We start from the raw sequence: 23,663 nt of genomic DNA on the forward strand, positions 1-23,663 counted from the left end.
GAAAGTGGAGGTGTGCCTGTGACTCCCTCACACTATACGATTCAGCGGTTCCCGAGTGGCGGGTCGGGCAAGCGTCGCGGATAGCAAACGCCGAGTGACGGTAGAACGTGCCGCTACAGGGTGACAACGCACGCTCGCGTGCGCGTGCGGGGGTTTTATCAGTGCCCATATCCTACGCCGTAGTAGATTTCATGTCTAACGAGTCTGAGTACGGAGCCAGGCAGATTCAGGTCCTGGAAGGGTTGGAGGCCGTGCGAAAGCGGCCGGCGATGTACATCGGGTCGACGGACTCCCGTGGACTGCACCACCTCGTCTACGAGGTGGTCGACAACTCTATCGACGAGGCTCTCGCGGGGTACTGTGACTCGATCGAGGTCACGATTCACGAAGACGACTCCGTCAGCGTCAGCGACGACGGGCGGGGGATTCCGGTCGACACGCACGACGAACACGACCGCCCCGCACTGGAGGTCATCATGACGGTCCTCCACGCGGGCGGGAAGTTCGACAACAAGTCCTACCAGGTCTCCGGTGGACTCCACGGCGTGGGGGTCTCCGTGGTCAACGGGCTCTCGAAGTGGCTCGAAGCCGAGGTCAAGCGTGACGGCGCGGTCTGGAAACAGCGCTTCGACCACGGCGAACCCGAGTACGAACTGAAAAAAGAGCGGGACCTCGAGGACGACGAGGACAACGGTACCTCGATCCGCTTCTGGCCCGACGACGAGATCTTCGAGACCACCGAGTTCGAGTTCTCCACGCTGGAGGCCCGACTTCGGGAACTCGCCTTCCTCAACTCAGGCGTCGAGATCACGCTCCGCGACGAGCGCGACGGCAGCGAATCTACCTTCTGTTACGAGGGCGGTATCAAGGAGTTCGTCGAGTACCTCAACGAGACCAAAGAGCCCCTCCACGAGGAGGTCATCTACTTCGAGGACGAGGAGACGATCGACGACGGGGCGGTCCAGCTGGAGGTGGCGATCCAGGCCACCGACGAGTTGCAGGGATCGATCCACGCCTTCGCGAACAACATCAACACCCGGGAGGGCGGCACACACCTAACCGGCTTCAAGACCTCGCTCACCAGGGTCGTCAACGACTACGCCGACGACCACGGACTGATCGGGGACCTCGACGAGAACCTCAAAGGCGAGGACATCCGCGAGGGACTGACCGCGGTCATCTCGGTCAAACACCCCGATCCCCAGTTCGAGGGCCAGACCAAGACCAAACTCGGCAACTCAGAGGTGCGGGGCATCGTCGAGAGCGCCATCCACGAACGGCTCACGACGTACTTCGAGGAACATCCCGACACCGCACAGTCGATCATTCGGAAAGCCGTCGAGGCCGCGAAGGCACGCAAAGCGGCAAAGAAGGCCGAGGAACTCACGCGCCGGAAGAACGCGCTGGATTCGACGGCCCTGCCCGGCAAACTCGCCGACTGTCAGACCAAAGATCCGACCGAATCGGAGCTGTTCGTCGTGGAGGGCGACTCCGCGGGCGGATCGGCCAAACAGGGGCGCAACCCCGAGTTCCAGGCGATCCTCCCGCTGGGTGGCAAAATTCTGAACGTCGAGAAACACCGGCTCGACCGGATCCTCGAGAACGACGAGATCCGGAGCATGATCACGGCCATCGGGACGGGCATCGGCGACGAGTTCGACATTGACGAGGCCCGCTACCAGCGGATCATCTTCATGTGTGACGCGGACGTCGACGGCGCACACATCCGGACACTTCTCCTGACGCTGTTCTATCGGCACATGCGACCCCTGGTCGAAGCGGGCTACATCTACGCCGCTCAGCCCCCGCTCTACCGGATCCGGTACCGCGGGGAGACCTACGACGCGATGACCGAGCAGGAGCGCGACCGGATCGTCCAGGAGAAGTGTGACGGCAACCCGACGCAGGTCCAGCGGTTCAAGGGCCTCGGGGAGATGAACCCCGAACAGCTGTGGGACACGACGATGGATCCCGAAAATCGGCATCTCAAGCAGATCACCATCGAGGACGCCGCGAAAGCCGACAAGATGTTCAACGTGCTGATGGGGGACGCCGTCGAGCCGCGCAAACAGTTCATCAAGGAACACGCACCGGAAGCGGAATGGGTCGACATCTGACATGAGTTCGGAACTGCCAGACGGTCCCGACGACGCGACGGCGGCCCCCGCGGCCAACGTCGAGCGCGTCCGGGTCGAAGACGAGATGGAGCAAAGCTACATCGACTACGCGATGAGCGTCATCGCCGGGCGCGCCCTGCCGGACGTCCGCGACGGGCTCAAGCCCGTTCACCGGCGCATCCTCTACGCGATGCACTCCATGGGTGTCACCAGCGGCTCCAGTCACCGCAAGTCCTCGTCGGTGGTCGGGGAGACGATGGGTGACTACCACCCACATGGCGACCAGGCCATCTACGATACACTCGTCAACATGGCCCAGACGTTCACGATGCGGGAACCCCTGATCGACGGGCAGGGGAACTTCGGCTCGATGGACGGCGACCCCGCCGCGGCCATGCGGTACACCGAGGCGCGGATGAGCCCCATCTCCGAGGAGTTGCTGGAAGACATCGAGAAGGACACCGTCGACTTCCAGTCCAACTACGACGACCGCCTCGAAGAGCCGGAGGTCCTCCCGTCGGCGTTCCCGAACCTGCTGGTCAACGGCTCGACCGGCATCGCGGTCGGGATGAGCACGAAGATCCCGCCGCACAACCTCGAAGAGGTGATCGACGCGACGATCCACCTGATCGACAACCCCGACTGCGACGTGGAGGACCTGATCCACCTCGAAGAGAGTCCGGGGCCGATCAAGGGGCCGGACTTCCCGACCGGCGCGAACATCGTCGGCCGCAACGACATCCACAAGGCGTACAAGACCGGTCGGGGCCGACTCACCGTCCGCGCCGAGTACGAGGTCGACCACGAGGAGGGTCGCATCGTCATCACCGAACTCCCCTACCAGGAGAACAAGGCCCGCATCGTCGAGCGGATCGCGGAGAACGTAAACGAGGGGAAAATCGAGGGGATCAGCGACCTGCGCGACGAGTCCGACCGGGACGGCGTCCGGGTCGTGGTCGAACTCAAGCGCGGGGCCAACGCCGACGTGGTGGAAAACCAGTTGCTGGAACACCACCTCGAATCCACCTTCGGCGTCATCAACCTCGCACTGGTCGACGGCCAGCCCCGCGTGCTGACGCTCAAGGAGACGCTCGCGGAGTACGTCGACCACCGGAAGGAGGTCGTCCGCCGCCGGAGCCAGTTCGAACTCGACGAAGCCGAGGACCGCGCACACATCCTCGAAGGGCGGCTCACGGCGGTCCAGAACGCCGACGACGTGATCGACCTCGTCCGGGACGCCGACACCCGCGACGACGCCAAGGAGGCGCTTCGCGAGGAGTACGACTTCTCCGAGGAGCAGGCCGACCACATCGTTCGGATCCAGATCGGGAGCCTGACATCCGAGGAGGTCGGCGAGATCGAGACGGAGTACGAGGAAGTCCAGAATCGAATCGAGCGCCTCGAAGAGATCCTCGGCGACCAGCAGGAACTGCTGGACGTGATCAAGGACGAACTCGCGGAGATCCGCGACGAGTACAGTGACGAGCGGCGAACGCGGATCGTCGAGGACGACGGCGAGGTCACCCACGAGGACCTCATCCCCGAGCAGGACTGCGTCGTCGTCATCACCGAGGACGACTACATCAAGCGGATGCCAGTCGAGAAATTCGAGACGCAGGGCCGTGGCGGCAAGGGCATCATCGGCGCGGACCCCAAGGAGGGCGACCGCGTCAACGAGGTGTTCCGCGCCAACAGCCACGACTACCTGCTCTGTTTCACCAATCAGGGCAAGGTCTACCGCCTCAAGACCTACCAGGTCCCGGAGATGAGCCGGACGGCCCGCGGGAACCACATCCGGAACGTCATCCAGGGGATCGACGAGGGCGAGAAGATCACGGCGGTCGTCGACACGGACGAGTTCTCAGACGACAGGTGTCTCACGATGGTTACCCGGAACGGGTACGTCAAGCGGACCTGTACGACGGACTTCGAGAACATCCGTTCGACGGGGATCATCGCCGCCTCGCTGGAGGAGGGCGACGAACTCGTCGACGTGGCGGTGACCGACGGCGAACAGGACATCGTTCTCGCCACCGAACAGGGCATGACGATCCGGTTCGCCGAGACGGAAGCCCGTGAAATGGGCCGCAACGCACGCGGCGTCGGCGCGATCAAATTGCAGGACGGGGACAGCGTGGCCGGACTGGTCGCGACCGGCGGTGACGACCAGCGGGCGCTGTTGACCGTCACGGAGAACGGCTACGGGAAGCGGACCCCCCTCGAGGAGTACCGCCAGCAGTCACGCTACGGCAAGGGCCTCATCGACATCAAGACCGAGGGCCGCAACGGCCCCGTGACGGGCGTGAAAGCGGTCGAGGACGACGATCACCTCATCATCATGAGCGAGAGCGGGCAGATCATGCGCATCCGCGCGGCCGACATCTCGACGGTCGGGCGCAACACGAAAGGCGTCACGATCATGGAACTCGACGGCAACGACCGCGTCGCCAGCGTGACCGTCGTCCCCGACCTCGACGACGAGTAAGTCCCGGATTCTCCCCTTCGTATCGTACCCTTTCCCCGTCAGTCGTCCGCAGGAGCGGCCTCGGCCAGCTTATCGGGCGAGAGCGAGCCGTGCCGGACTATTTCCTCGAAGTGCTCGTCTGGCAGTTTCTCGCCGTTCGTGATACCCCGGGCGTCGTCCTCGCGGAAGCGAGTCTCGACGAACCACTCGGCGACCAGCGCCTTCCGGGCGTCGTCGCGCTCGTCGATGGCGTCCTGTGCGCGCTCGATCAGCAGGGCGGCGGTCACCACGTCGAAGACGTAGTCGGCGAGCTGTTTGGCCTCGTGCTGGGCGTACTCCTCGTCCTCGGTCGCCAGCGCGATCATCGCCTCCTGCAGGGCCTGAGACTCCGACTCCACGGTCGACGCGAGGTCCTCGAGGTGGGGATGGTCGGCAGTGTCGAGGGCGTTCGAGACCAGCGGGAACAGTTCCTCGTGGGCGGCTTCGCGGTTCAGCACGCGCAACACGTCCAGCGAGAGGACGTTCGAGGTGCCCTCCCAGATGGGGAGGACCTGCGAGTCGCGGAGCATCCGCTCGGTGGTGAAGCCGTTGACGTAGCCGTTGCCGCCGAGAATCTCACAGGCGTAGGAGGCAGTGTCGACGGCCATCCGCGCGGTCTTGTACTTGGCGACGGGGACGAGCAGACGCATCAGCTTGAACGCTCGCGCCTCCGCGTCGGTGCGCTCGTCGGGCGCGTCGGCGTCGAGGCGCTGCTCGTTGTCCATGTAGTCGGCGTAGTGACGGGTGGCCTCGAAGGTGAACGCAAGCGCAGCCTCGTAGTCGGTCTGCATGTTCACGAGGTCGCGGCGCATCAGCGGGTACTCCTGAATTGTCTCGCCGAAGGCCTCGCGGTTGGCGGCCTGCACCTTCGATTCCAGCAGCGAGCGCCCCATCCCGCCGACCGAGCCCGTGGCGTTGGTCAGCCGCTCGAAGTTCATCATCTCCGCCATCAGCTTGAACCCGTTCTCGGGTTCGCCGACGAGGTAGGCCTCTGCACCGCGGAACTCGACCTCCCCCGTCGGGACCGCGATGGTCCCGAGTTTGTCTTTCAGCCGTCGGTAGAGCTGGTCGTTGAGACTGCCATCCCGCTTCGTGTGCGGGACCAGAAACAGCGACAGGCCGGCGGTCCCTTCGGGGGCGTCGGGGCGGCGGGCCAGCGCGAGCGTCCCTTCGGCGTCGATGTTCGAGCAGAACCACTTCTCGCCGTACAGTTCGTAGACGCCGTCCTCGTCGGTGGGTTCGGCGGTGGTCTCGTTTGCCCCCACGTCCGAACCGCCCTGCTTCTCGGTGAGGAACATCGCCCCCTCGATGTGGTCGTCGTAGTCGCGGCTGGTGAGTTTCCCGAAGTACTCCTCCAGCAGATCGGCGTTGGGGTGGTCGTCGTCGACGTACTTCTCCAGGACGATGGCTGCGCCGGTCGTCATCGAGACGGGACAGACGAAGCCGCCGTCGGCGAACGAGAGGATGGTTTGCTGGGCGAGGACGTGCTGGAAGCCGAGGGGGTCGTCCCGGCCCGGCGGCGCGTGGAAGATGTCGTGAGTCACGCCGCGGTCGTAGACGAGTTCGTCGTTCTCGTGTTGCAGCGGGTGGTACTGGACGTGATTCTGGACCTCCCCGTGCTTGTCGTAGGTCCGCAACTCGTGGCCCTCGCGGTCGATTATCTCGGCGTTCTCGGTGATGGCGTGGCCCGTCACCTCGCCCAGGTCGGACAGTTCGGACTCGGCCCACTCGAACTCCGCGCCGGGATAGGCGCGCTCGATCTCGGCCCGCAACGCGGGGTCGAGGTCCCAGTAGTTGACGTTGCTCCCCTCCTCGAATCGGCTGTAGTCGATGGGAGTGTCTTCCATGGCACGACGTATGTGTACGACCCCCATAAAGCCACGACCCACCCGTTGTTCGTTTGTTTCGACCCCGGCGCGACGAGTCCATCGGGGACCGACAACTCCCGGTGGGTTTCTTCCCGTCCGAAATACTATTCCGGAGGGGTGCGCCACGTTAGGAGACCACATGGAAGAGAAGACGGAACTCTCGAACGACGCCTTGCGGGTCGCGGAGAGCGACGACGGGCTGGCGGTACGGGCGACCATCGACCGGCCAGAGGCGCAAAACTCGCTGAACGAACCGGTGATCCGGGGACTGCTGGACGCCATCGAGTACGCCGACGAGAGCGACGCGCGAGTGCTGGTCCTGCGGGGCGCGGGCGGCACCTTCTGCTCGGGCGGGGACCTCTCGGAGATGTCCGGTGTCATCGGCGAGGACTCGACGGCCTACCGCGAGCAGTTCTCCTCGCTCTCGCTCGTCGTGGAGGAGATGGTCGACGCGAGCGTCCTCACCGTCGCGGCGGTCGAGGGCTACTGTCTCGCCGGCGGGCTCGGACTGGCCTCGGCCTGCGAGTTCGTCGTCGCCCACGAGGAGGCCGAGTTCGGTACGCCCGAGGTGGACGTGGGCCTGTTCCCGGCCCAGGCGATGGCCCCGATCATGCGCTCGGTCGACCAGAAGGCCGGCCTGAAGCTGCTGTTCACCGGCGAGCACGTCGACGCCGAGGAGGCCGACGACATGGGACTGGTGACCGAACTGGCCCCCGACGGCGAGTTCGATGAGCGACTGGACGGTCTCGTCGACCAGCTGGTCAACAACAGCCCGGTCCTCATCGACGTGGGGAAGGAGGCCTACTACACCCAGCGAGACATGGGCTTCCAGGAAGCGCTCTCCTATCTGCGGGAGATCATCACCATCGTCGCGATGAGCGACGCGACCGAGGAGGGGATCAACTCCTTCCTGATGGACGAGGACCCGGACTGGGAGGTGCGGGAATGACCGACGCGAACCGCGAGTCGGTGAAGGGCAACGACCCCGACAAAGTCGTCATCTCGGCCGCGTTGACGGGTGCACTGACCACGCGCGACCAGTGCGAGGCGATCCCCTACACCGCCGAGGAGATAGCCGAGGAGGCCGCTGCCGCACGCGAGGCGGGCGCAGCCGTCGCACACATCCACGCCCGGACGGACAACGGCTCGCCGACCTACTCCACCGAACGCTACCAGGAGATCAAAGACGAGGTGCAGGCTCGCACCGACATCGTCGTCAACTTCTCGACGGGGGCGGTCCACGAACCCGTCGAGAGCCGCGCGGAGTACGTCCGCGAGACCGAGCCCGAGATGGCCGCGCTGAATATGGGCTCGATGAACTACGCGAAGTACTCGGAGAGCCGTGAGGACTACGTGTTCGACATGGTGTTCGAGAACTCCTTCTCGGAGATCCGGGAGATGGTGACCGCGATGAACGAGGCCGGCGTCAAACCCGAGCTGGAGTGTTTCGACACCGGGCACGTCGGCAACACCCGGCCGCTGCTCGCGGAGGGCAAACTCGACCATCCCCTCCACTTCAGCCTCATCATGGGCGTTCTGGGTGGGATTCCGGCGACCGCCGAGAACCTCGCTCACCAGGTCCGCCAGCTCCCCGACGACGCCACGTGGCAGGTCATCGGGATCAGCGAGGACCAGTGGCGACTCGTCGCCGCGGCGCTGTCGATGGGCGGCAACGTCCGGGTCGGCCTCGAAGACAACTTCTACGTCAGCGAGGGCGAGATGGCCGAGAGCAACGCCGACCTCGTCGAGAAGGCCGCCCGGATGGCCCGGGACGTGGGCCGTGAGCCAGCGACGCCCGACGAGGCCCGCGAGATACTGAGTATCGAGTAACCGCGGCGTCCCCCGACCCGGGTCGGTGCGGCCCCCTCACGGCTCCTCCGCGAGCACGACTTCACACAGCACTCTGTCGAGGGTCCGGCGCAGTGTCACGGACGCCTCCCGGTCCGACATCCCGTTTCTGTCGGCCAGTTCGACGAGCGATATCTCCCGGGGCGCTCCGAAGTACCCCTCCCGGAGGGCGCTTCTGAGGAGGTCCAGGTCGATCTGTTCCGGATCGTCGGCCGTACCGTCGTTCGCGGTCGTCATGGTCCGACGTATTCCGTCCGGACGGTTGGGGGACCGGCCTGCCGTGGCGGGCTTTCAAGTGCTCTCCTCCGGCCCCTCGTCGGTGGTGACGATGGTGGCGTCGATCAGGTTCTCGGTTCCTCGTCTGAGGAGTTCCGAGACCGACTGGTGTGAGATGTCGAGTTCGTCCGCCAGCTCTCGGGTCGACACCTCGCGAGGGATCCGGAAGTACCCGTGGTTCCTCGCCAGAGCCAGGGCGTTCCGCTGGTCCGGGGTCACGTCCCCGAATGTCTGGCGGGGCGCTTCCGGCTTCCCGAGTTGCTCCAGCTGGAACGGCACGTCGTTGTCGTGGAGGTGCTCGCGGAACCGCTCGAACTGCTCGCGCGAGGTGAACCGTATCCGGACCCGCCAGCCCGTGGCGTTCGCGCTGGCGTCCAACATGGAGGCCTTCTTGTCGAGGTACGCGTCGATTCGGCCCTCGATGGGCTCTGCCCAGTCCAGCTGGTAGTACTTCTGGTCGTCGAACTCGTAGGCCTCCACGACGTCCTCGACGGTGGGGTCGTCCGCCAGCGCGTCGTCGACGCTATCGAAGTCGGCGTTGGCGGCCCACAGACACGGCATCGTCCACTTGGTGGAGTGCGCGGCGATCCGTTCGGCTTCCACCTCCAGCGCCGGAACTTCCGTGAGCGTGTGTTCCAGGGCGACGGCGGCTGGCGGGAGCGAGAAGGTGCCGACGAGCATGGCCCCCCTTGCGTGTCCATGCGGATACGTCTCGCGGGTCGGACGGTCGCCGCTGGATCACCATCGCTAACGGGACCACCCTTTTCGGGCGACCCGTGTTTGGAGTCGTGAGAAGACTACTCGCCGCCGGTCCACTAGCCGGACCAGCCGCCGCGGATGTCGCTGTCGATGTTCCCGCGCCACTGGTCGAATCCAGATTCACAGGCGGGATTGGACTTCAGGTGGTCGACGAAGCCGGCCCCCGGCGATTCGAGTTGCATCTCACAGAACGGACAGACGTCCGGATCGTTCCACGTCGTCGGTACTGGTGTACCAGTCTGGTCCCCCATACGTTCGTTCAGGGAATCCCTGCATATAATTGTTTACGTAGATAATCGCCTTACGACCAAGGTCATATTAGGTCAAAATAGGATGGTCCCGTGGTGGCGGTCGGGGTCGTCGCGCCGTTTGTTACGGAACGCAGAGAGTCGGGCCAGAAGTTGCTCGCGGAGGTCGCCCGCGGGCAGCAGTTCGTCCACCTGCATCTTCGCGGCCTGTGCCCGGAGGTCGACGAAGTCGTCGAACTGCTCTTTGGCGCTCTCGATGAACGCCTCGCGAGTCTCGCCCTCCATGTCTTCCAGCTGCCCGCCGAACAGCGCGTGGACGGCGGCGTCGGGCCCCATCACCGAGATCTCGGCGCTCGGGAGCGCGAGCGTCGCGTCGGCTCCGAACGCCGGACCACACATCGCGTAGATCCCCGCGCCGTAGGCCTTTCTGGTGATCACGCAGAACTTCGGTACCTGGGCGTTCGAGGTGGCGTAGATGAACTTCCGGCCGCGCTGGAGGATCCCCTCGCGTTCGACCTTCGAGCCGACCATGAACCCGGGCGTGTCACAGAGATACACGAGGGGAATCTCGTAGGCGTCACAGATCCAGACGAATTCGGCGGCCTTCTCCGCCGAATCGGGGAAGATCGCGCCGCTGACGTGCTCGGGTTGATTGGCGACGATCCCGACCGGGCGACCGCCCATGCGGGCGAAGCCGGTGACTATCTCCGGGGCGAACCGTGGTTTGGTCTCGAACCACGAGTCCCGATCGACGACGCGGTCTATCACCTCGTGGACGTCGTAGGCCGCGTTGGGCTCCTCGGGAATCACTGCGTCCAGCCCCTTCGGGTTCTTGACCGGCGGTTTCGGCTCGCGTGTCGGGTTGGGCGCGTCGTATTTCTGGGGGAGATAGGAGAGCAGGGCCTTGACGGCCGCGACGGCGCTCTCCTCGTCGGGCACGACGAGGTCGGCGCTGCCGGACTGGGTCGCGTGCACGTCGGGGCCACCCAGTTCCTCCATGTCGACTGCCTCGCCGGTCATCGCCTCGACGATGCGGGGCGAAGCGATGGCCATGCCGGAGATGTCCTCGACCATGATCAAAAAGTCACAGAAGACGGGCGTGTAGGCCGAGCCGGCGATGTCCGGACCGTAGAGGACGCCGATCTGGGGGATCTGGCCGGAGTGGAGACACTGGTTGTAGAACATCTTCCCGCCGCGGTACCGATCCATGTGCGTGTCACCCTGCTCGCGTTCGTCGGCGTTCAGCCGCGCACCCGTCGAGTCGATCAGGCGGACGATGGGTGCGCCGGCCTCGGCGGCCCGTTCGGAGAGGCGGATCTCTTTCTCGACGCCCATCTGCCCGAGCGAACCGGCTTTCACGCTGTAGTCGTTGGCGGTGAAGAAGACCTCGCGGCCGTCGATCTCTCCGACGCCGGTCAGCAGGCCGTCCGCGGGGAGTTCGTCGTCGTCGGAAAAGCGGGCGAACGTGCCGTCCTCGTAGGTGATCTCGTCGAACAGCAGATCGAGCCGGTCGCGGACGAACGCTTTTCCCAGATTCTCCAGTTTCTCGTGGCCGCGCTCCGGACCGCCGGAGACGATCTCCTCGATCTGATCGCGGAGGTTCTGCTCGCGTTCGGTGACGATGTCACCGCCTCCGTTCCACTCCTCCTCGTCGGCTGCGACCCGGTCGCCGCCGGGATCGACGATCTCGACCGGCTGACCGAGATGTTCGGCGACCGCCGTGGCTATCACCCGTGCAGTGTCCTCGTCCGTCTCGCCGTCGACTGTGATCTCCATGGTCGTCACGCCCCCGGCGTCGCCCCAGTCTGGAAACTCACGCAGTGTTTACAATTGACACACATAGTGACAGCACACTCACGCCCGACGGTAAAATATGTATGGGTGTAACACTCACACCAGTTGCGAACGAACCCGCAACAACCGACATCACGGTAGTCGTGAAAGTCCCCCGCCCATGCAACGGCCCCGGAGGGTCTCACGATGATCGGTGGGTGGGGAACGACTGCGCTCACGGCCGTCGTCATTCTGGTCGCGTCATTTGTACACGGTATCGCTGGGTTCGGGTTCGCACAGGTGTCGATGGGTATCTTGCCACTTTTTCGGAGTCCATCGAGTGCCTCAATCGTCTTCACAGCAACCGCCGTCGTGAGCAACGCACGCGTGTGGTGGAGCGTCCGCGACGCGTTCGACTGGCGGCGCTGGATCGTCCCGGTCGGGGGCCTCGTCGTCGGAATGCCGCTGGGCATCTACGTGTTCAGCCGGTTCGACGAGACGCAGATGCGAGTCGCCATCGGTGTCGTGCTGGTCGTGGCGGTCGTCGTCGTGGGTGCGACACAGCAACTGGACGCGGTCACCGACTGGATCGAAAAGAAAGACTACCGCCCGGGGAAGATCGTCGGCGCGTCAGCGGGGCTGTTCGCCGGGATCTTCGGCGGTGCCGTGGCAGTCCCTGGCCCTCCCATGATCGTCTATGGGGCCTTCATGTCGGCGAGTGGGTTCTGGAGCGGCGAGGAGATGAAGGCCGTGTTCACGGCTTTTTTCGGGACACTCATGCTGTATCGCCTGGGGTCACTCACGTACACGGGTGCGGTCACGACACCGCTTCTCGTCGAGGCGCTCGTCGCCATTCCGATGGTGTTTCTCGGCGCCTGGATCGGAGTGTACATCTTCGACCACATCCCCGAACGCATCTTTCAGTGGCTGGTCCTCCTGCTGTTGACCGTGAACGCCTTCGTCCTCCTGTTCACGTCGGTTCCGGAACTGTAACGGGGGGTCAGGCGGCGCAGTTGTTCGGCCCCAGTTCGAGTTCGGTGGCCTCGTTCTCCGTCTCGGCACGATCCGTCCCGGTGTTGATCGCGATGACGTCCTCGTAGTTCGGTGGTTTCTCCGGAGCGTCGTCCGTCAGGCGCTCGACGAACGCCTCCCGGTCGAGTTCGAGCAGATCCAGTTCCGCTCCGAGATCACCGAGTCGAGCCGAGATCGCCTGTCCCGGCGAGCCGTTCTCGTAGCGACCGTCACTGGTCACGGTGACGTGTCCGGGAAGGACAGTACGGTCGTGGGACAGTTCCAGAATCGTCTCGTGGAGCGTCTCGTAGAGGAGTTCCGCGCCGTGAGTTGCGTCGGACTCACCGAACTGGAGTTCGGTTCGACCGACCGAGTCGACGAACAGCGTGTCGCCGGTCAACAGCAGTTCGTCACCGACACGGAAGTTGACCATCTCCGAGGTGTGGCCCGGGGCGTGGAGTGCTTCGACGGGCACGTCACCGACTTCGATCACGTCCCCGTCGGCCAACGGTGTGAACTCGTACTCGACGCCGCGATCCGTGGCGGCTTCGCCGAGGTAATACTCGACGCCGATATCGTCGGCGAGTTGCGGACCGCCGGAGATGTGATCGGCGTGGACGTGCGTGTCGAGGACGCCGTCGATCACCAGACCGGCGTCCTGTGCAGCGAGTTTGAACTGGTCCGTCTGCCGGGTCGCGTCGACCACGACGGCCGTCCCCGCCGACCGCGACCCGACGACGTACCCGAGACACCCCTTCGCCCGCCGCTGGACCTGTCGCACGACGAGATCGTCGTCGTCGGTCCGGATCGGAACGACCTCGTAGACTTTGCTCCAGGCTTCCATGCCGCCCGAGACGACCGAGACGTCCTCGAAGCCGTTCTCCGCGAGTTCCAGGCCGAAGGGCGTCGAGGTCAGCCCCTTCCCGCAGATGGCGACGATCGAGTGCCCGTCGGTCATGGACGACACCTCGTCCAGTTGGGATCGATCGAGCCCCTCGCTGGGATCGTACGGGACGTTTTCGGCACCCCGCACGTGCCAGGCTTCGTAACTGTCGGTCGGTCGCGTGTCGACGAGCGTGAACTGTTCGTCGGCGTCGATTCGATCCGCGAGTCGTTCGACGGTGATGGTTTCGACCATTGGTTGCCAAGATATCGGTGTGCAGTCGTCGGGCCGTACCGCTCGTGCGGGTGTCGGACCGCTATCGGTGGTGGTTGTGGCCCTCCTCGGGGAAGCGATTCCCGCGGGGGATCAGTCTCGTCTCGCAGTAGGCGTCGCCGTCGGCGTAGTCCACACCCGGCTGGACGAACGGGTACGGGCCGTCTGCGGGCGTGTTCTGGGCGTCGCCGCCGTCGTCGGCCGTCCGGACCCGTCCCGACGCCTCGTAGTCGATAGGCGAGTGTTCGGCCAGGTAAGCCACGACCACGTCGGCCGGGGTCGTCTCGTCGTCGACCTGCACGTCATGGAACGGGAAGCCGCAGTTCCCGAGGTCGCGTTCCGGGTCGCCCGGCCTGCGGAACGTCGCCACCGAGTAGGTCGCCTCCGGATCGATCGGGTCGCCGTCGATCCGCAACTCCACCAGGCGGCGGCCGCGCTTCGCGGTCGGGTCGACGATCACTTCGACGTTCGAGGAGTACGACCGGACCCGGCCGTCTTCCTGGGCGTACGGGTACGGCGTGAAGTTGTCTTCGAGGAACCGCTCCATGTGACTGGTCAGCTGTTGCCCGTACGCGACACCCTTCGCGACCGGTGCCGTCATCGGGAACGCCGTGTACACGTCGCCGAGCGTTATCTCGCCGGGCGGGACCACGGTTCCGTAGCGGAACCCGTGCGCGACGGCCAGATCGGTTCCGAAGTGCGACCGCACGGCGTCGTTGAACAGCGTGTTCCAGGTGCTCTCCAGAAACGACTGCCGGCACAGGGCTGTCTCCGTCCGACCGACGACCGTATCGAGCGGTCGGTCCAGCCGTCCGGCCCCACGCTCGAAGTCGGGATCGTCGTCGAAGAACGGTCGCCGCACGGCCTCGATGGTCGCCGCCGCCTCCGGGTCAGGGTTCGGCGTGTACGGGCTGTTCTCGGTCAGGCAGTAGAGGCAGTGGCGAAACTGCAGCTGGCCGTCACGGATTCGGAGGTCGACGCGGCCGAGCGCGTCGCCCATCCCGGACTCGACGACGACGGTCCCGTCGACGAGCAACGGATCGTACGTGTACTCGTGGGTGTGGGCGCTGAACAGCAGGTCGACCGTCGGACAGTCCTTTGCGGCCTGCACCATCCAGGGGAGGCCGATCTCGGTCACGCCGACCACGATGTCGGCCCCCTCCTCGCGAGCCTCAGTTGCAGCGGATTCGAGGAGCCTCGGGTGTTTTCCGAACCGGTACTTTCCCCGGTAGAACGCGGGCGCCATCCGATCCACGTAGACGTTCGTCATGCCGACGACGCCGATGACGACGTCGCCGACATCGAGCAGTTCGTAGGCATCGTACAGCCGATCGGTCGAGTCCCAGTCGTAGAGGTTGGCGGCCAGCACGGACGCGTCGAGTTCGTCCAGCAGTGCTGTGACGTTCCCGTCCTCTGGGGCCTCGTTCGAGTAATCCCAGTTCCCGGGGACGTACACGTCGGGACACAGGTGTCGATCGATCGGTTCCAACATTACACGGCCGTTCGTGTAGGTCGTCTCCGCGGAGCCGTGAAACGTGTCGCCACACATCAGTGTCCGGACGGGGTACTCCTCGCGCAGTTCGTCCAGTTTCGCCGAGAGGACCGGAACGCCGCCTGCGCGTTCGATCACGCGATCGTCGCCGTCGAATTCGAGTCCGGGATTGGACTGCTGCGTGTCGTAGTAGACCTGATCCCGGGCAGCCAGCTGGCCGTGGAGGTCGCTCACGTGTGTCAGCACCACGTCCGGGTCGCCGTCGGTAGCGACTCGGCGCCCGTCGCAGTTCCGCCACGAACCCAGGTGGTCTTCCGATGGGGCCATTCCTGGAGTACCCATCTCGGTAGCATCGGAATCAAAGGTTGTGGCGGGTTACTCCCGACCCAGAACGAATCGCGTGCTCGTTCCATGGGCCGGGGGGGTTCCAAATTATAATAAAACACACACTGATATTTTTACATTAGCTTCGAGAACCGTTGGGTAAATCATGGCAGACAGAGACGACCTGCGCCAGCAGATGATCGATGCCTTCGGGGGGGCCGACTATCCGATCTCCAGTCCGATGGATCTCGTGCCCGCCCTGCCCAACGGGCCGTCGACGACGTTCGAGTCCGGGGACTTCTCGATGACGGCGATGGAACTGAATACCAAACTCTCTGGCGGTGATTTCCCCTACGACAGTGCCGAGACATTCGTCGACGATATCGTGGACGAACTCGAAAATCAGGATCTGATCTGAGCCGGCTATTCGATCGGTTCTCCGGTCACGGTTGCGCGACAGCCAGTAGCGCCGCGACGGTACCTGCGACGCCGAGCGCGAGCAGACCGTAGTTGGCGAGCGGATTCTTTGCCCGGACGAGATCCAGTGTGATCGCGCGCCCCGAGAGCGGCCACAGCGGCCTGATACCCATCGGCGTGAGTACGTCGCCGAGCAGGTGGGCACAGACGCCCAGCGTCCCGAACCCGAATCCCGCCACCGCGAGTTCGGGCGCGACTGGTGTGGTCGGTCGACCGCCGAGGACCCACCCGACCGAGCCGAAACCGAAGCCGACGAGCAGGGCGAACCAGATGGTGTGGGTCACGCCGCGGTGGGACACCAGCGGTAGTTCGTGGTCCACGTCGGGCAGGGACGCGACAGAGAGCACGCAGAGCTCCCCGAGGACGGCCAGATCCGGACGCCCCACCAGCACCAGCGCGACGGCGACCGGGAGCACGACCAGCAGCGAGACGCCGAGGTGGCCTGCCCTGTACACACATCGAACTCGTTCGCTCCCGGATATGAACCTTCGGTCGCGATGGGGACGCTTAACCGGCTTCCACAGCCATTTGGCGTATGCTCACGTCGGTCGCCGAGACGGTACTGTGTCGGTTCGGTCCGTTCGTCGTGCCGGTCGCCCTCTTTTTCGGCGGCGTGGCCGTCTACGCTCTCCTGTGGCTGTTCTACCGCTGGCGCGACGGAGCGGTAGTCGATGGGGATTCGACCTGGGAGGAGTGATCCACGCCGAACACTGAAGCCACTGGTGACCGATGCAATTGGCATGCCAGAAGATATCGAGGCGATGACGCGGTTCGAGGTACCGGACGTGGCGGACCTGCCAGAGGACCTGCAGGAACGCATCGAGGAAGAGACCGAGCGCGCCGGATTCACGCCGAACGTTTTCCTCGCGTTGGGGTATCGCCCGAAACAGGCGCGGGCGTTCATCGAGTATCACGACGCCTTGCTGGAGGAGACGGCGCTGGAGCGCGAGGAGATCGAGATGCTGATCGTCACGGTCTCTGGCGTCAACGACTGCCTGTACTGCATCGTCGCCCACGGCGCGCTCTGTCGAATCTACGCCGACGATCCCCATCTGGCCGAGCAACTGGCCGCGAACCACCGAACGGCGAACGTCAACGACGCCCACCGCGCGATGCTCGATTTCGCCGTCAAACTCACCGAGGAGCCGGAGCGGATCGCGGACGAGGACCTCCAGCGACTCCGTGATCACGGCTTCAGTCAGGAAGCGATCTGGGATATCGGGAACGTCGTCTCCTTTTACAACCTCTCGAACCGGATGGCTCACCTGGCCGATATGCGGCCGAACGAGGAGTTCTACACGCTCGGTCGGTGAGCCACAGTCGACCGCCGGCGGTCAGAGCTGCGGTTCGACCTCGTCGTCGAGATACTGGATGCAGTACTCCACGTCTTCCATCGTGGCGTCGCCGTCGCGCTGGATCGAGATCAGGAAGCCGGCCTTCACGTTCGACGGGTCGCGCCACGTGAGCACCCACGCCTCGTCGAACACGCGGACGAACGATCTCAGCTCCCCGGTCTTGAACACCGTCTCCTGGTCGGAGAAGCTGAGTTGCTGGACGATGGCGTCGTCGAGGATCTGCTGTCGTTCGTCCAGCTCGTACTGTTCTCTCACGTCGGGCCGGAACTTCACCGCCGAAGATCTGGCGTCGTACTGGACGACCGTCCGGAGGTCGTCACCGACCCGTTCTCGTAAATCGTCCCAGACGATGTCGACGAGATTACGTTCCATTTTCCGGACCGTTCGGTCTCTCGGTTCTTAGTTCTTGGTTCGGATACTCGGGACGTGTCCGCTGCAGAATGGGATTGGACGGCGGGGACGGGTAGACAGCGAAACTGAGTCGGTAGACGGCGAAACTGATTTCCCCGAACCGGGCGCAGTGCCCGCATGCGCGGACTCGACGACACGGACAGGGAGATCCTCGACATCCTCCTCTCGGACGGGCGTCGTCCGTACAGCGACATCGCCGATGCGGTCGACCTCTCGCCGCCCGCGGTGTCCGACCGGATCGAACGGTTACAGGAGATCGGCGTGGTCCGTCGGTTCACGGTCGACCTCGACCGAACTGTTCTCCACGAGGGTGTCCCGGTGCTGGTCGACCTCCAGGTTCGACCCGGCCGGGCGAGCGCTGTCGCCGACGGGCTGGCGGACGCGGACCCGGTCGAGCACGTCTTCACCACCGCCGACGGACGCGTCGTGGCCACCGCCACGGTCTCCGACGGCGACGTGGGCGGGATGCTCTCCGAGGCCATCGAGATGGACACGATCGACGGATACGACGTGGACCTGCTCTCCGACACCGCCTGGTCGCCCTCGATGGCCGAGGCGGAGTTCGCCCCCGAGTGTGCCGAGTGCGGCAACACGGTCGACACCGAAGGCGAGAGTGTCGAACTCGATGGCACGCTGTATCACTTCTGCTGTTCGTCCTGTCAGTCCCGGTTCGTCGACCACTACGAGGACCTTCGAGACGGCGCGACCTCCTGACGGAGTTAATATACCGGACTGACACCAGGTGCCGGTTTCGAAACGAAATATCCGGCCGCTTTCTGGGCCGGTAAAACAAGGACAAACCGCTTCAACGTGGGTCCCCTATGTTCGAGTAAGATGACCGAACGGCGCACGCGGCTGGAGCTGACGGGGATGAGCTGTGCCAACTGCGCGGGCACGATCGACGACTCACTCGCGGATCTCGACGGGGTCGCCGAGTCCGACGTGAACTTCGCCACCGACGAGGGGACGGTGACCTACGACCCCGACGAGACCTCGCTGGCCGAGATCTACGCGGCCATCGAGGACGCCGGGTACGGCGTCGTCCGTGAGTCGGTCACCATCCCGATCACCGATATGTCCTGTGCGAACTGTGCCGAGACCAACGAGCAGGCACTGGAAGACCAGCCCGGGGTGATCGAGGCCGAGGTCAACTACGCGACCGACGAGGCCAGCGTGACGTACAACCCCGCCGAGACCGGCCAGTCAGCGCTGTACGATGCCATCGAGGACGCGGGCTACACACCGGTCAGGGACGACGAGCGCGATGACGGCGAGGGGGCGAGTGGGTCCTCGCAGGATCGCCAGGACGCTGCCCGGCAGGCAGAGATCGATCGGCAGAAACGACTCGTACTGTTCGGTGCCGCGCTCTCCCTGCCGCTGGTGGCGATGGCTGGGGTCCACTTGTTTGCCGAGGGGTTGCTGGCGGGGACGTTCGTCGGCGAGTGGTCCGGCGTAATCGCCCTCCTGCTCGCGACGCCCATCCAGATCGTGCTGGGCCGTGAGTTCTACGAGAACAGCTACACGGCGCTAGTCAAGAACCGGACGGCCAACATGGACGTGCTGATCGCGCTCGGCTCGTCGACGGCCTACGTCTACTCGGTGGTCGTCCTGCTCGGCCTGCTCGCCTCCGAAGGGCTGTACTTCGACACCGCGGCGCTCATCCTCGTGTTCATCACGCTGGGGAACTACCTCGAAGCCCGCTCGAAGGGACAGGCCGGCGAGGCGATCCGACAGCTGCTGGAGATGCAGGCCGACACGGCCACGCTGGTCGACGAGGACGGTGACGAACGGGAGATCCCGGTCGAGGACATCGAGGTCGGCGACCGGATGAAGGTCCGGCCGGGCGAGAAGATTCCGACGGACGGGACGGTCGTGGACGGCTCCAGCGCGGTCGACGAGTCGATGGTGACCGGTGAATCGGTCCCCGTCGAGAAGAGTGAAGGCGACGAAGTGGTCGGGTCGACGGTCAACCAGAACGGCGTGCTCGTGGTGGAGGCGACGAAGGTCGGTTCGGAGACGGCGATCCAGCAGATCGTCTCGATGGTCAAGGACGCCCAGAGCCGCCAGCCGGAGATCCAGAACGTCGCGGACCGCATCAGCGCGTACTTCGTCCCCGCGGTCATCGTGAACGCGCTGTTCTGGGCGGGGATCTGGTACGCGTTCCCCGAGGTGCTGGCGGGATTCGTCGACGCCCTCCCGCTCTGGGGACTCGTCGCCGGCGGTCCCGCGGCGGCCGGCGGTGCCATCTCGGTCTTCGAGTTCTCGGTCATCGTCTTCGCCAGCGCGGTCCTGATCGCCTGTCCCTGCGCGCTGGGACTGGCGACGCCCGCGGCGACGATGGTCGGCACCTCCATCGGCGCGCAGAACGGCGTCCTGTTCAAGGGCGGTGACGTGCTGGAGCGAGTCCGGGACACCGATACCGTCGTCTTCGACAAGACGGGGACGCTGACCGAAGGCGAGATGCAGTTGACCGACGTGGAAGTCCTCGGGCCGACCCCGGACGGCGGTGCCGCGGCCGACGGCGGAACGCTGCAACCCGAGATCGACGAATCCTACGTCCTCGACGCCGCAGCCAGTGCCGAACGGGGCAGCGAACACCCGCTCGCGGAAGCCATCGTCGCCGGCGCGCGCGAACGGGACCTCGACCCCGCCGAACCCGAGGAGTTCGAGAACGTCCCCGGGCAGGGTGTGCAGGCCACGACGAGTCACGGCGAGGTCCTCGTCGGGAACCGCCGACTGCTCGACGAGCACGACGTGGATCCGGCACCGGCGGCCGAGACGATGGAGCGTCTGGAGAGCGAAGGCAAGACCGCGATGCTCGTCGCTGTCGACGGCGAGCTGGTCGGTGTCGTCGCGACGGCGGACACGGTCAAAGAGTCCGCGAAAGCGGCCGTGAGCGCGCTCCGCGAACGTGACCTGTCCGTCCACATGATCACCGGCGACAACGAGCGGACGGCCGAGGCCGTCGCCGAACAGGTCGGGATCGACCCCGGGAACGTCCGCGCGGAGGTTCTGCCGGAGGACAAGGCCGACGCTATCGAGGCGATTCAGGACGACGGCGAGCGGGCGATGATGGTCGGTGACGGTGTCAACGACGCGCCCGCGCTGGCGGCGGCGTTCGTCGGCTGTGCCATCGGCAGCGGAACGGACGTGGCAATCGAGGCCGCAGATGTGACGCTGATGCGGTCGGACCCCCAGGACGTGCTGAAGGCCATCCGCGTCTCCGAGGGGACGCTGGCCAAGATCAAGCAGAACCTGTTCTGGGCGCTGGGGTACAACACGGCGATGATCCCGCTGGCCTCGCTGGGGCTGTTGCAACCCGTGCTCGCGGCGGGTGCGATGGCGCTGTCAAGCGTCTCCGTGCTGGCGAACAGCCTCGTGTTCCGCTCGTACACGCCGACGGAGGATTACCGGCTGCTCGGCCGGTTCCGCTGAGTCGGAACTGGAGGGCACCGACCCGCAACTACCCGAAAACAAAACAGGTCGGGTACGTCGCTCATCCGGGTCCGGCGCGTACGGTCGGGTATGTCGAAACCCGAGATCGAGTGGTCGACACGACGCCAGTCCGAACCGACCGACAGCGGATTTCCCTCTGTGAGAGACCCGGCGAGTCTCTTCGGTGCGCTCGCGTCGGCCCGTCGTCTGGCGTTGCTGTGGACGCTCGCCGACGCCGACGGTCAGGTCTCGCTGACCACGGCGTCACGGCGGATCCCAGAGCGTGAGCGGGAACTCGACTCGAACTGCGAGGCGGTACCGGCAGCGACGGAGGTCCGAACGACGCTCCGGCACGGCCACGTCCCGAAACTCCGGGCCGTCGGTCTGGTGACGTTCGACGAATCCACGGAGACGCTCCGCCTCTCGATCGACGAGGAACGGTTGCGCCACCTGCTAGACGGGGCGGTCGATACTCGGATCGACACCTGACGCCGGCACAGACATGGCCGCTGACAATATGGGCTACCCACCGTATCGACCGACCGACCCGACAGGCTTGCTATCGTCGGTCTATCCCGGGCACAGTCGACGTGCGCTCTGTTCAGTCCGGGGACTCACATGGTATCGGATCCCGAAGGAAGGTCAAGTGATTTATATTTGTGGACACAGAGGTTTGCCGCATGACCTGGCAATCGAAGCGTCGGGCCTTCCTCCGGACCGCAGTCGTCGCGACAGCAGCGGGTGTCGCCGGCTGTTCGGACGACGGCTCGGCCGACACTCCGGACGAAGACGAGGAACTGACCGAATCGGCAACACCGACGGACACACCCGAAGAGACGGATTCGGAGGGTGAGACACCCGACGAGTCGGATGAGCCAGCAGAGCCCGACGAACCAACCGACGTACAGAACCCGAAGCAGACCGTCGACGACTGGCTCTCGAACACGAAAAACTACGACGGATCGATCAATCCGATGATCGGGCGGACCGACGTGTCGATCGGCGTCGGCGTCGACGACGGATCGGGGAGTAACTTCGCGTTCGGCAAACCCGCGATCAGAGTCACGACGGGAACGAAGATCCAGTGGATCTGGGAGGATCCGGAGAACGAACACAACGTCCGCGAGCGCAACGGCCTGTTCGACAGCGGGCGGCCCGTCGCCTCGTCCGGGAAGACCTACACTGTGACGCTGACCGAACCCGGCGTCTACCTCTACCGATGTTCGAACTTCGGCGGTGCGATCGGGATGCGCGGTGCGATCATCGTCGAAGAAGAGCAGTCGCTCAGTGGCTACCCGAAAGTCGACGAGTGGCTCGACGAGTACGGCGAGTACACCGGCCGTCTGACCGACAGGACAGGCGAGTCGTCCGTCTCGGTGACGGTCGGTGCGCGCCACGACGGGCAAAACCGGTCGTTCGATCCGGTTGCCATCCTCGTCGATTCCGGGACGGAGATCGTGTTCGAGTGGAACGGTCGCGGCGGCTCACACGACGTGGTCTGGGAAGACGGCGACTGGGGCGCCAGTCGGACGACGGCCGACGCGAGTTACTCCTACAGCGTGACCATGGACGAACCGGGCGTCTACCGCTACTTCTGTCGGACGGACAAACCCTACAACGGCCGCGGCGCGGTCGTCGTCCGCTAGGTTCGCTCGACGAACGCGACGATCTCCTCGGCGATCGTCTCGCCTCGATCCTCCTGCAGAAAGTGCGCGCCGCCTTCGATCCAGGTGTCGGGCTGTTCGCTCGCCGTGGGAAACAGGTCTCGCAGGTAATCCCGCGATCCGTGCGTGATCGGATCAGAGTCCGAGAAGAGGATGAACACCGGTTTCTCCCAGTTTTCGAACGTCTGCTTGGCCGCACGCATGGTCTCGGCCCCGTCCATGTCCGGATCGGTGGGGACCCGACTCGGGAGGATGCGCGCGCCGGCCATGTGATCCTCGTCCGGGAAGGGCGCGCGGTAGGCCTCGACTTCCTCGTCGGCGAGATCGGTGAGACAGCCGTCCTTCACGAGTCGTCCCACGTCGAAATCGGGAGCCTCGGCGGCCATGTCCTTGAAGTCGTGCCACACGTCGGGCATCGACTGGTGCCCATCCATCAGGCCGGTGTTCATCGGTACGAGCCGGGCGAACCGGTCGGGATTGTTCGCCGCGACTGGCAGCCCGAGCAGGCCGCCCCAGTCCTGACAGATCAGAGTGACGTTCTGCAGGTCGAGTTCCTCGACGAACCGCTCGACCGTGTCGTACATCGCACTGTAGGTGTAGTCGGCCTGCTCGGGCCACTTGTCGGAACGGCCGAAGCCGATCAGATCCGGCGCGATCACACGCCCGACCTCCGAGAGCGTCGGGATCATCTTCCGGTAGAGGTACGACCACGTCGGCTCCCCGTGGAGACAGAGGAAGGTCTCGTCACCGTCGCCCTCGACGTCGACGTAGGCCATCTCGGGGCCGCCGACGTCACCAGAACGCTTCGCGTTCTGGTTGCCCGGTGAGGTTCCCTCACCGACGTCCACGTAGTTGGCCTCGTACTCGTAGCCCGGAAGGTCCTCGAACCGCTCGGCGGGTGCGCGTACCAGTCCCATGGGAGTTTCCACACACCCTCTGCTCATAG

General features: G+C 65.0%; 22 protein-coding genes. 12 read left to right on the forward strand and 10 right to left on the reverse strand.

Features of this window, described 5'->3' with window-relative positions:
* The first annotated feature begins 191 nt into the window (after positions 1-191).
* Entirely contained in the window at positions 192-2,117 is a 1,926-nt protein-coding gene (gene gyrB, locus BV210_RS00525; RefSeq protein ID WP_077204752.1) for a DNA topoisomerase (ATP-hydrolyzing) subunit B, read from the forward strand.
* 1 nt (position 2,118) lies between these two features.
* Positions 2,119-4,602: a DNA gyrase subunit A gene (gene gyrA / locus BV210_RS00530; protein WP_077204753.1), complete on the forward strand. Its 2,484-nt coding sequence runs from the start codon at positions 2,119-2,121 to the stop codon at positions 4,600-4,602.
* Positions 4,603-4,640: 38 nt separating this feature from the next.
* On the opposite strand, the gene BV210_RS00535 is transcribed toward gyrA, so the two are convergent.
* Positions 4,641-6,467: an acyl-CoA dehydrogenase family protein gene (locus BV210_RS00535; protein ID WP_077204754.1), complete on the reverse strand. Its 1,827-nt coding sequence runs from the start codon at positions 6,465-6,467 to the stop codon at positions 4,641-4,643.
* Positions 6,468-6,627: 160 nt separating this feature from the next.
* On the opposite strand from BV210_RS00535, the gene BV210_RS00540 reads away from it, so the two are divergent.
* Complete coding sequence (locus BV210_RS00540; RefSeq protein ID WP_077204755.1) at positions 6,628-7,437, forward strand: enoyl-CoA hydratase/isomerase family protein; 810 nt, start codon at positions 6,628-6,630, stop codon at positions 7,435-7,437.
* Positions 7,434-8,318, forward strand: a complete 885-nt coding sequence (locus BV210_RS00545) for a 3-keto-5-aminohexanoate cleavage protein (protein WP_077204756.1) — start codon at positions 7,434-7,436, stop codon at positions 8,316-8,318. Before BV210_RS00540 ends, BV210_RS00545 begins: the two co-directional genes overlap by 4 nt.
* Before the next feature lie 36 nt (positions 8,319-8,354).
* Here BV210_RS00545 and BV210_RS00550 read toward each other — a convergent pair whose 3' ends face one another.
* From BV210_RS00550 to BV210_RS00565, 4 genes are all read right to left on the reverse strand, one after another.
* The gene (locus tag BV210_RS00550) at positions 8,355-8,573 is read right to left on the reverse strand and encodes a helix-turn-helix domain-containing protein (protein ID WP_077204757.1); all 219 of its coding nucleotides are present in this window, start codon (positions 8,571-8,573) and stop codon (positions 8,355-8,357) included.
* A 54-nt stretch (positions 8,574-8,627) separates the two neighbouring features.
* Positions 8,628-9,293, reverse strand: a complete 666-nt coding sequence (locus BV210_RS00555; protein WP_077204758.1) for a helix-turn-helix domain-containing protein — start codon at positions 9,291-9,293, stop codon at positions 8,628-8,630.
* A 134-nt stretch (positions 9,294-9,427) separates the two neighbouring features.
* Entirely contained in the window at positions 9,428-9,622 is a 195-nt protein-coding gene (locus BV210_RS00560) for a hypothetical protein (RefSeq protein ID WP_077204759.1), read from the reverse strand.
* A gap of 72 nt (positions 9,623-9,694) precedes the next feature.
* Positions 9,695-11,395: an acyl-CoA carboxylase subunit beta gene (locus BV210_RS00565; protein WP_077204760.1), complete on the reverse strand. Its 1,701-nt coding sequence runs from the start codon at positions 11,393-11,395 to the stop codon at positions 9,695-9,697.
* Positions 11,396-11,599: 204 nt separating this feature from the next.
* Here BV210_RS00565 and BV210_RS00570 point away from each other — a divergent pair, with 204 nt between their 5' ends.
* The gene (locus BV210_RS00570) at positions 11,600-12,385 is read left to right on the forward strand and encodes a sulfite exporter TauE/SafE family protein (RefSeq protein ID WP_077204761.1); all 786 of its coding nucleotides are present in this window, start codon (positions 11,600-11,602) and stop codon (positions 12,383-12,385) included.
* Between the two features lie 7 nt (positions 12,386-12,392).
* Here BV210_RS00570 and BV210_RS00575 read toward each other — a convergent pair whose 3' ends face one another.
* A complete protein-coding gene (locus BV210_RS00575; RefSeq protein WP_077204762.1) occupies positions 12,393-13,541 on the reverse strand; it encodes a rhodanese-like domain-containing protein in 1,149 nt (382 codons plus the stop codon).
* 61 nt (positions 13,542-13,602) lie between these two features.
* The gene (locus BV210_RS00580; protein ID WP_077204763.1) at positions 13,603-15,378 is read right to left on the reverse strand and encodes a bifunctional UDP-sugar hydrolase/5'-nucleotidase; all 1,776 of its coding nucleotides are present in this window, start codon (positions 15,376-15,378) and stop codon (positions 13,603-13,605) included.
* A 163-nt stretch (positions 15,379-15,541) separates the two neighbouring features.
* Between BV210_RS00580 and BV210_RS00585 the strand changes: the two genes are divergently transcribed.
* A complete protein-coding gene (locus BV210_RS00585) occupies positions 15,542-15,793 on the forward strand; it encodes an MTH865 family protein (protein ID WP_077204764.1) in 252 nt (83 codons plus the stop codon).
* Positions 15,794-15,818: 25 nt separating this feature from the next.
* Here the strand turns inward: BV210_RS00585 and BV210_RS00590 are convergent, their stop codons facing one another.
* Positions 15,819-16,307: a metal-dependent hydrolase gene (locus tag BV210_RS00590; protein ID WP_077204765.1), complete on the reverse strand. Its 489-nt coding sequence runs from the start codon at positions 16,305-16,307 to the stop codon at positions 15,819-15,821.
* 80 nt (positions 16,308-16,387) lie between these two features.
* Between BV210_RS00590 and BV210_RS19620 the strand changes: the two genes are divergently transcribed.
* Complete coding sequence (locus BV210_RS19620) at positions 16,388-16,549, forward strand: hypothetical protein (protein ID WP_157525740.1); 162 nt, start codon at positions 16,388-16,390, stop codon at positions 16,547-16,549.
* 43 nt (positions 16,550-16,592) lie between these two features.
* Complete coding sequence (locus BV210_RS00595) at positions 16,593-17,165, forward strand: peroxidase-related enzyme (RefSeq protein WP_077204766.1); 573 nt, start codon at positions 16,593-16,595, stop codon at positions 17,163-17,165.
* A gap of 21 nt (positions 17,166-17,186) precedes the next feature.
* On the opposite strand, the gene BV210_RS00600 is transcribed toward BV210_RS00595, so the two are convergent.
* Positions 17,187-17,579 carry a hypothetical protein gene (locus BV210_RS00600; protein WP_077204767.1) on the reverse strand — a complete coding sequence of 131 codons (393 nt, stop codon included), beginning with the start codon at positions 17,577-17,579 and terminating at the stop codon, positions 17,187-17,189.
* Between the two features lie 156 nt (positions 17,580-17,735).
* On the opposite strand from BV210_RS00600, the gene BV210_RS00605 reads away from it, so the two are divergent.
* The 4 genes from BV210_RS00605 to BV210_RS00620 all read left to right on the forward strand — a co-directional run bounded on the left by BV210_RS00605 (position 17,736) and on the right by BV210_RS00620 (position 22,699).
* Entirely contained in the window at positions 17,736-18,332 is a 597-nt protein-coding gene (locus tag BV210_RS00605; RefSeq protein WP_077204768.1) for an AsnC family transcriptional regulator, read from the forward strand.
* Positions 18,333-18,452: 120 nt separating this feature from the next.
* A complete protein-coding gene (locus BV210_RS00610; RefSeq protein WP_077204769.1) occupies positions 18,453-21,053 on the forward strand; it encodes a heavy metal translocating P-type ATPase in 2,601 nt (866 codons plus the stop codon).
* A 90-nt stretch (positions 21,054-21,143) separates the two neighbouring features.
* The gene (locus BV210_RS00615) at positions 21,144-21,542 is read left to right on the forward strand and encodes a hypothetical protein (protein WP_077204770.1); all 399 of its coding nucleotides are present in this window, start codon (positions 21,144-21,146) and stop codon (positions 21,540-21,542) included.
* Positions 21,543-21,733: 191 nt separating this feature from the next.
* Complete coding sequence (locus tag BV210_RS00620) at positions 21,734-22,699, forward strand: halocyanin domain-containing protein (RefSeq protein ID WP_077204771.1); 966 nt, start codon at positions 21,734-21,736, stop codon at positions 22,697-22,699.
* Here the strand turns inward: BV210_RS00620 and BV210_RS00625 are convergent.
* Positions 22,696-23,634, reverse strand: coding sequence for a haloalkane dehalogenase (locus BV210_RS00625; protein WP_077204772.1), 939 nt, complete (start codon positions 23,632-23,634; stop codon positions 22,696-22,698). The two genes, BV210_RS00620 and BV210_RS00625, sit on opposite strands and share 4 nt — an antisense overlap.
* Between the last annotated feature and the right edge of the window lie 29 nt (positions 23,635-23,663).

Origin of the sequence: Halorientalis sp. IM1011 (assembly GCF_001989615.1) — an archaeon.
Taxonomy (GTDB): Archaea; Halobacteriota; Halobacteria; order Halobacteriales; family Haloarculaceae; genus Halorientalis.

Coding starts and splice junctions, on each gene's coding strand:
- gyrB (WP_077204752.1), top strand. CDS start 192: ATGTCTAACGAGTCTGAGTACGGAGCCAGGCAGATTCAGGTCCTGGAA.
- gyrA (WP_077204753.1), top strand. CDS start 2,119: ATGAGTTCGGAACTGCCAGACGGTCCCGACGACGCGACGGCGGCCCCC.
- BV210_RS00535 (WP_077204754.1), bottom strand. CDS start 6,467: ATGGAAGACACTCCCATCGACTACAGCCGATTCGAGGAGGGGAGCAAC.
- BV210_RS00540 (WP_077204755.1), top strand. CDS start 6,628: ATGGAAGAGAAGACGGAACTCTCGAACGACGCCTTGCGGGTCGCGGAG.
- BV210_RS00545 (WP_077204756.1), top strand. CDS start 7,434: ATGACCGACGCGAACCGCGAGTCGGTGAAGGGCAACGACCCCGACAAA.
- BV210_RS00550 (WP_077204757.1), bottom strand. CDS start 8,573: ATGACGACCGCGAACGACGGTACGGCCGACGATCCGGAACAGATCGAC.
- BV210_RS00555 (WP_077204758.1), bottom strand. CDS start 9,293: ATGCTCGTCGGCACCTTCTCGCTCCCGCCAGCCGCCGTCGCCCTGGAA.
- BV210_RS00560 (WP_077204759.1), bottom strand. CDS start 9,622: ATGGGGGACCAGACTGGTACACCAGTACCGACGACGTGGAACGATCCG.
- BV210_RS00565 (WP_077204760.1), bottom strand. CDS start 11,395: ATGGAGATCACAGTCGACGGCGAGACGGACGAGGACACTGCACGGGTG.
- BV210_RS00570 (WP_077204761.1), top strand. CDS start 11,600: ATGATCGGTGGGTGGGGAACGACTGCGCTCACGGCCGTCGTCATTCTG.
- BV210_RS00575 (WP_077204762.1), bottom strand. CDS start 13,541: ATGGTCGAAACCATCACCGTCGAACGACTCGCGGATCGAATCGACGCC.
- BV210_RS00580 (WP_077204763.1), bottom strand. CDS start 15,378: ATGGCCCCATCGGAAGACCACCTGGGTTCGTGGCGGAACTGCGACGGG.
- BV210_RS00585 (WP_077204764.1), top strand. CDS start 15,542: ATGGCAGACAGAGACGACCTGCGCCAGCAGATGATCGATGCCTTCGGG.
- BV210_RS19620 (WP_157525740.1), top strand. CDS start 16,388: ATGCTCACGTCGGTCGCCGAGACGGTACTGTGTCGGTTCGGTCCGTTC.
- BV210_RS00595 (WP_077204766.1), top strand. CDS start 16,593: ATGCCAGAAGATATCGAGGCGATGACGCGGTTCGAGGTACCGGACGTG.
- BV210_RS00600 (WP_077204767.1), bottom strand. CDS start 17,579: ATGGAACGTAATCTCGTCGACATCGTCTGGGACGATTTACGAGAACGG.
- BV210_RS00605 (WP_077204768.1), top strand. CDS start 17,736: ATGCGCGGACTCGACGACACGGACAGGGAGATCCTCGACATCCTCCTC.
- BV210_RS00610 (WP_077204769.1), top strand. CDS start 18,453: ATGACCGAACGGCGCACGCGGCTGGAGCTGACGGGGATGAGCTGTGCC.
- BV210_RS00615 (WP_077204770.1), top strand. CDS start 21,144: ATGTCGAAACCCGAGATCGAGTGGTCGACACGACGCCAGTCCGAACCG.
- BV210_RS00620 (WP_077204771.1), top strand. CDS start 21,734: ATGACCTGGCAATCGAAGCGTCGGGCCTTCCTCCGGACCGCAGTCGTC.
- BV210_RS00625 (WP_077204772.1), bottom strand. CDS start 23,634: ATGGGACTGGTACGCGCACCCGCCGAGCGGTTCGAGGACCTTCCGGGC.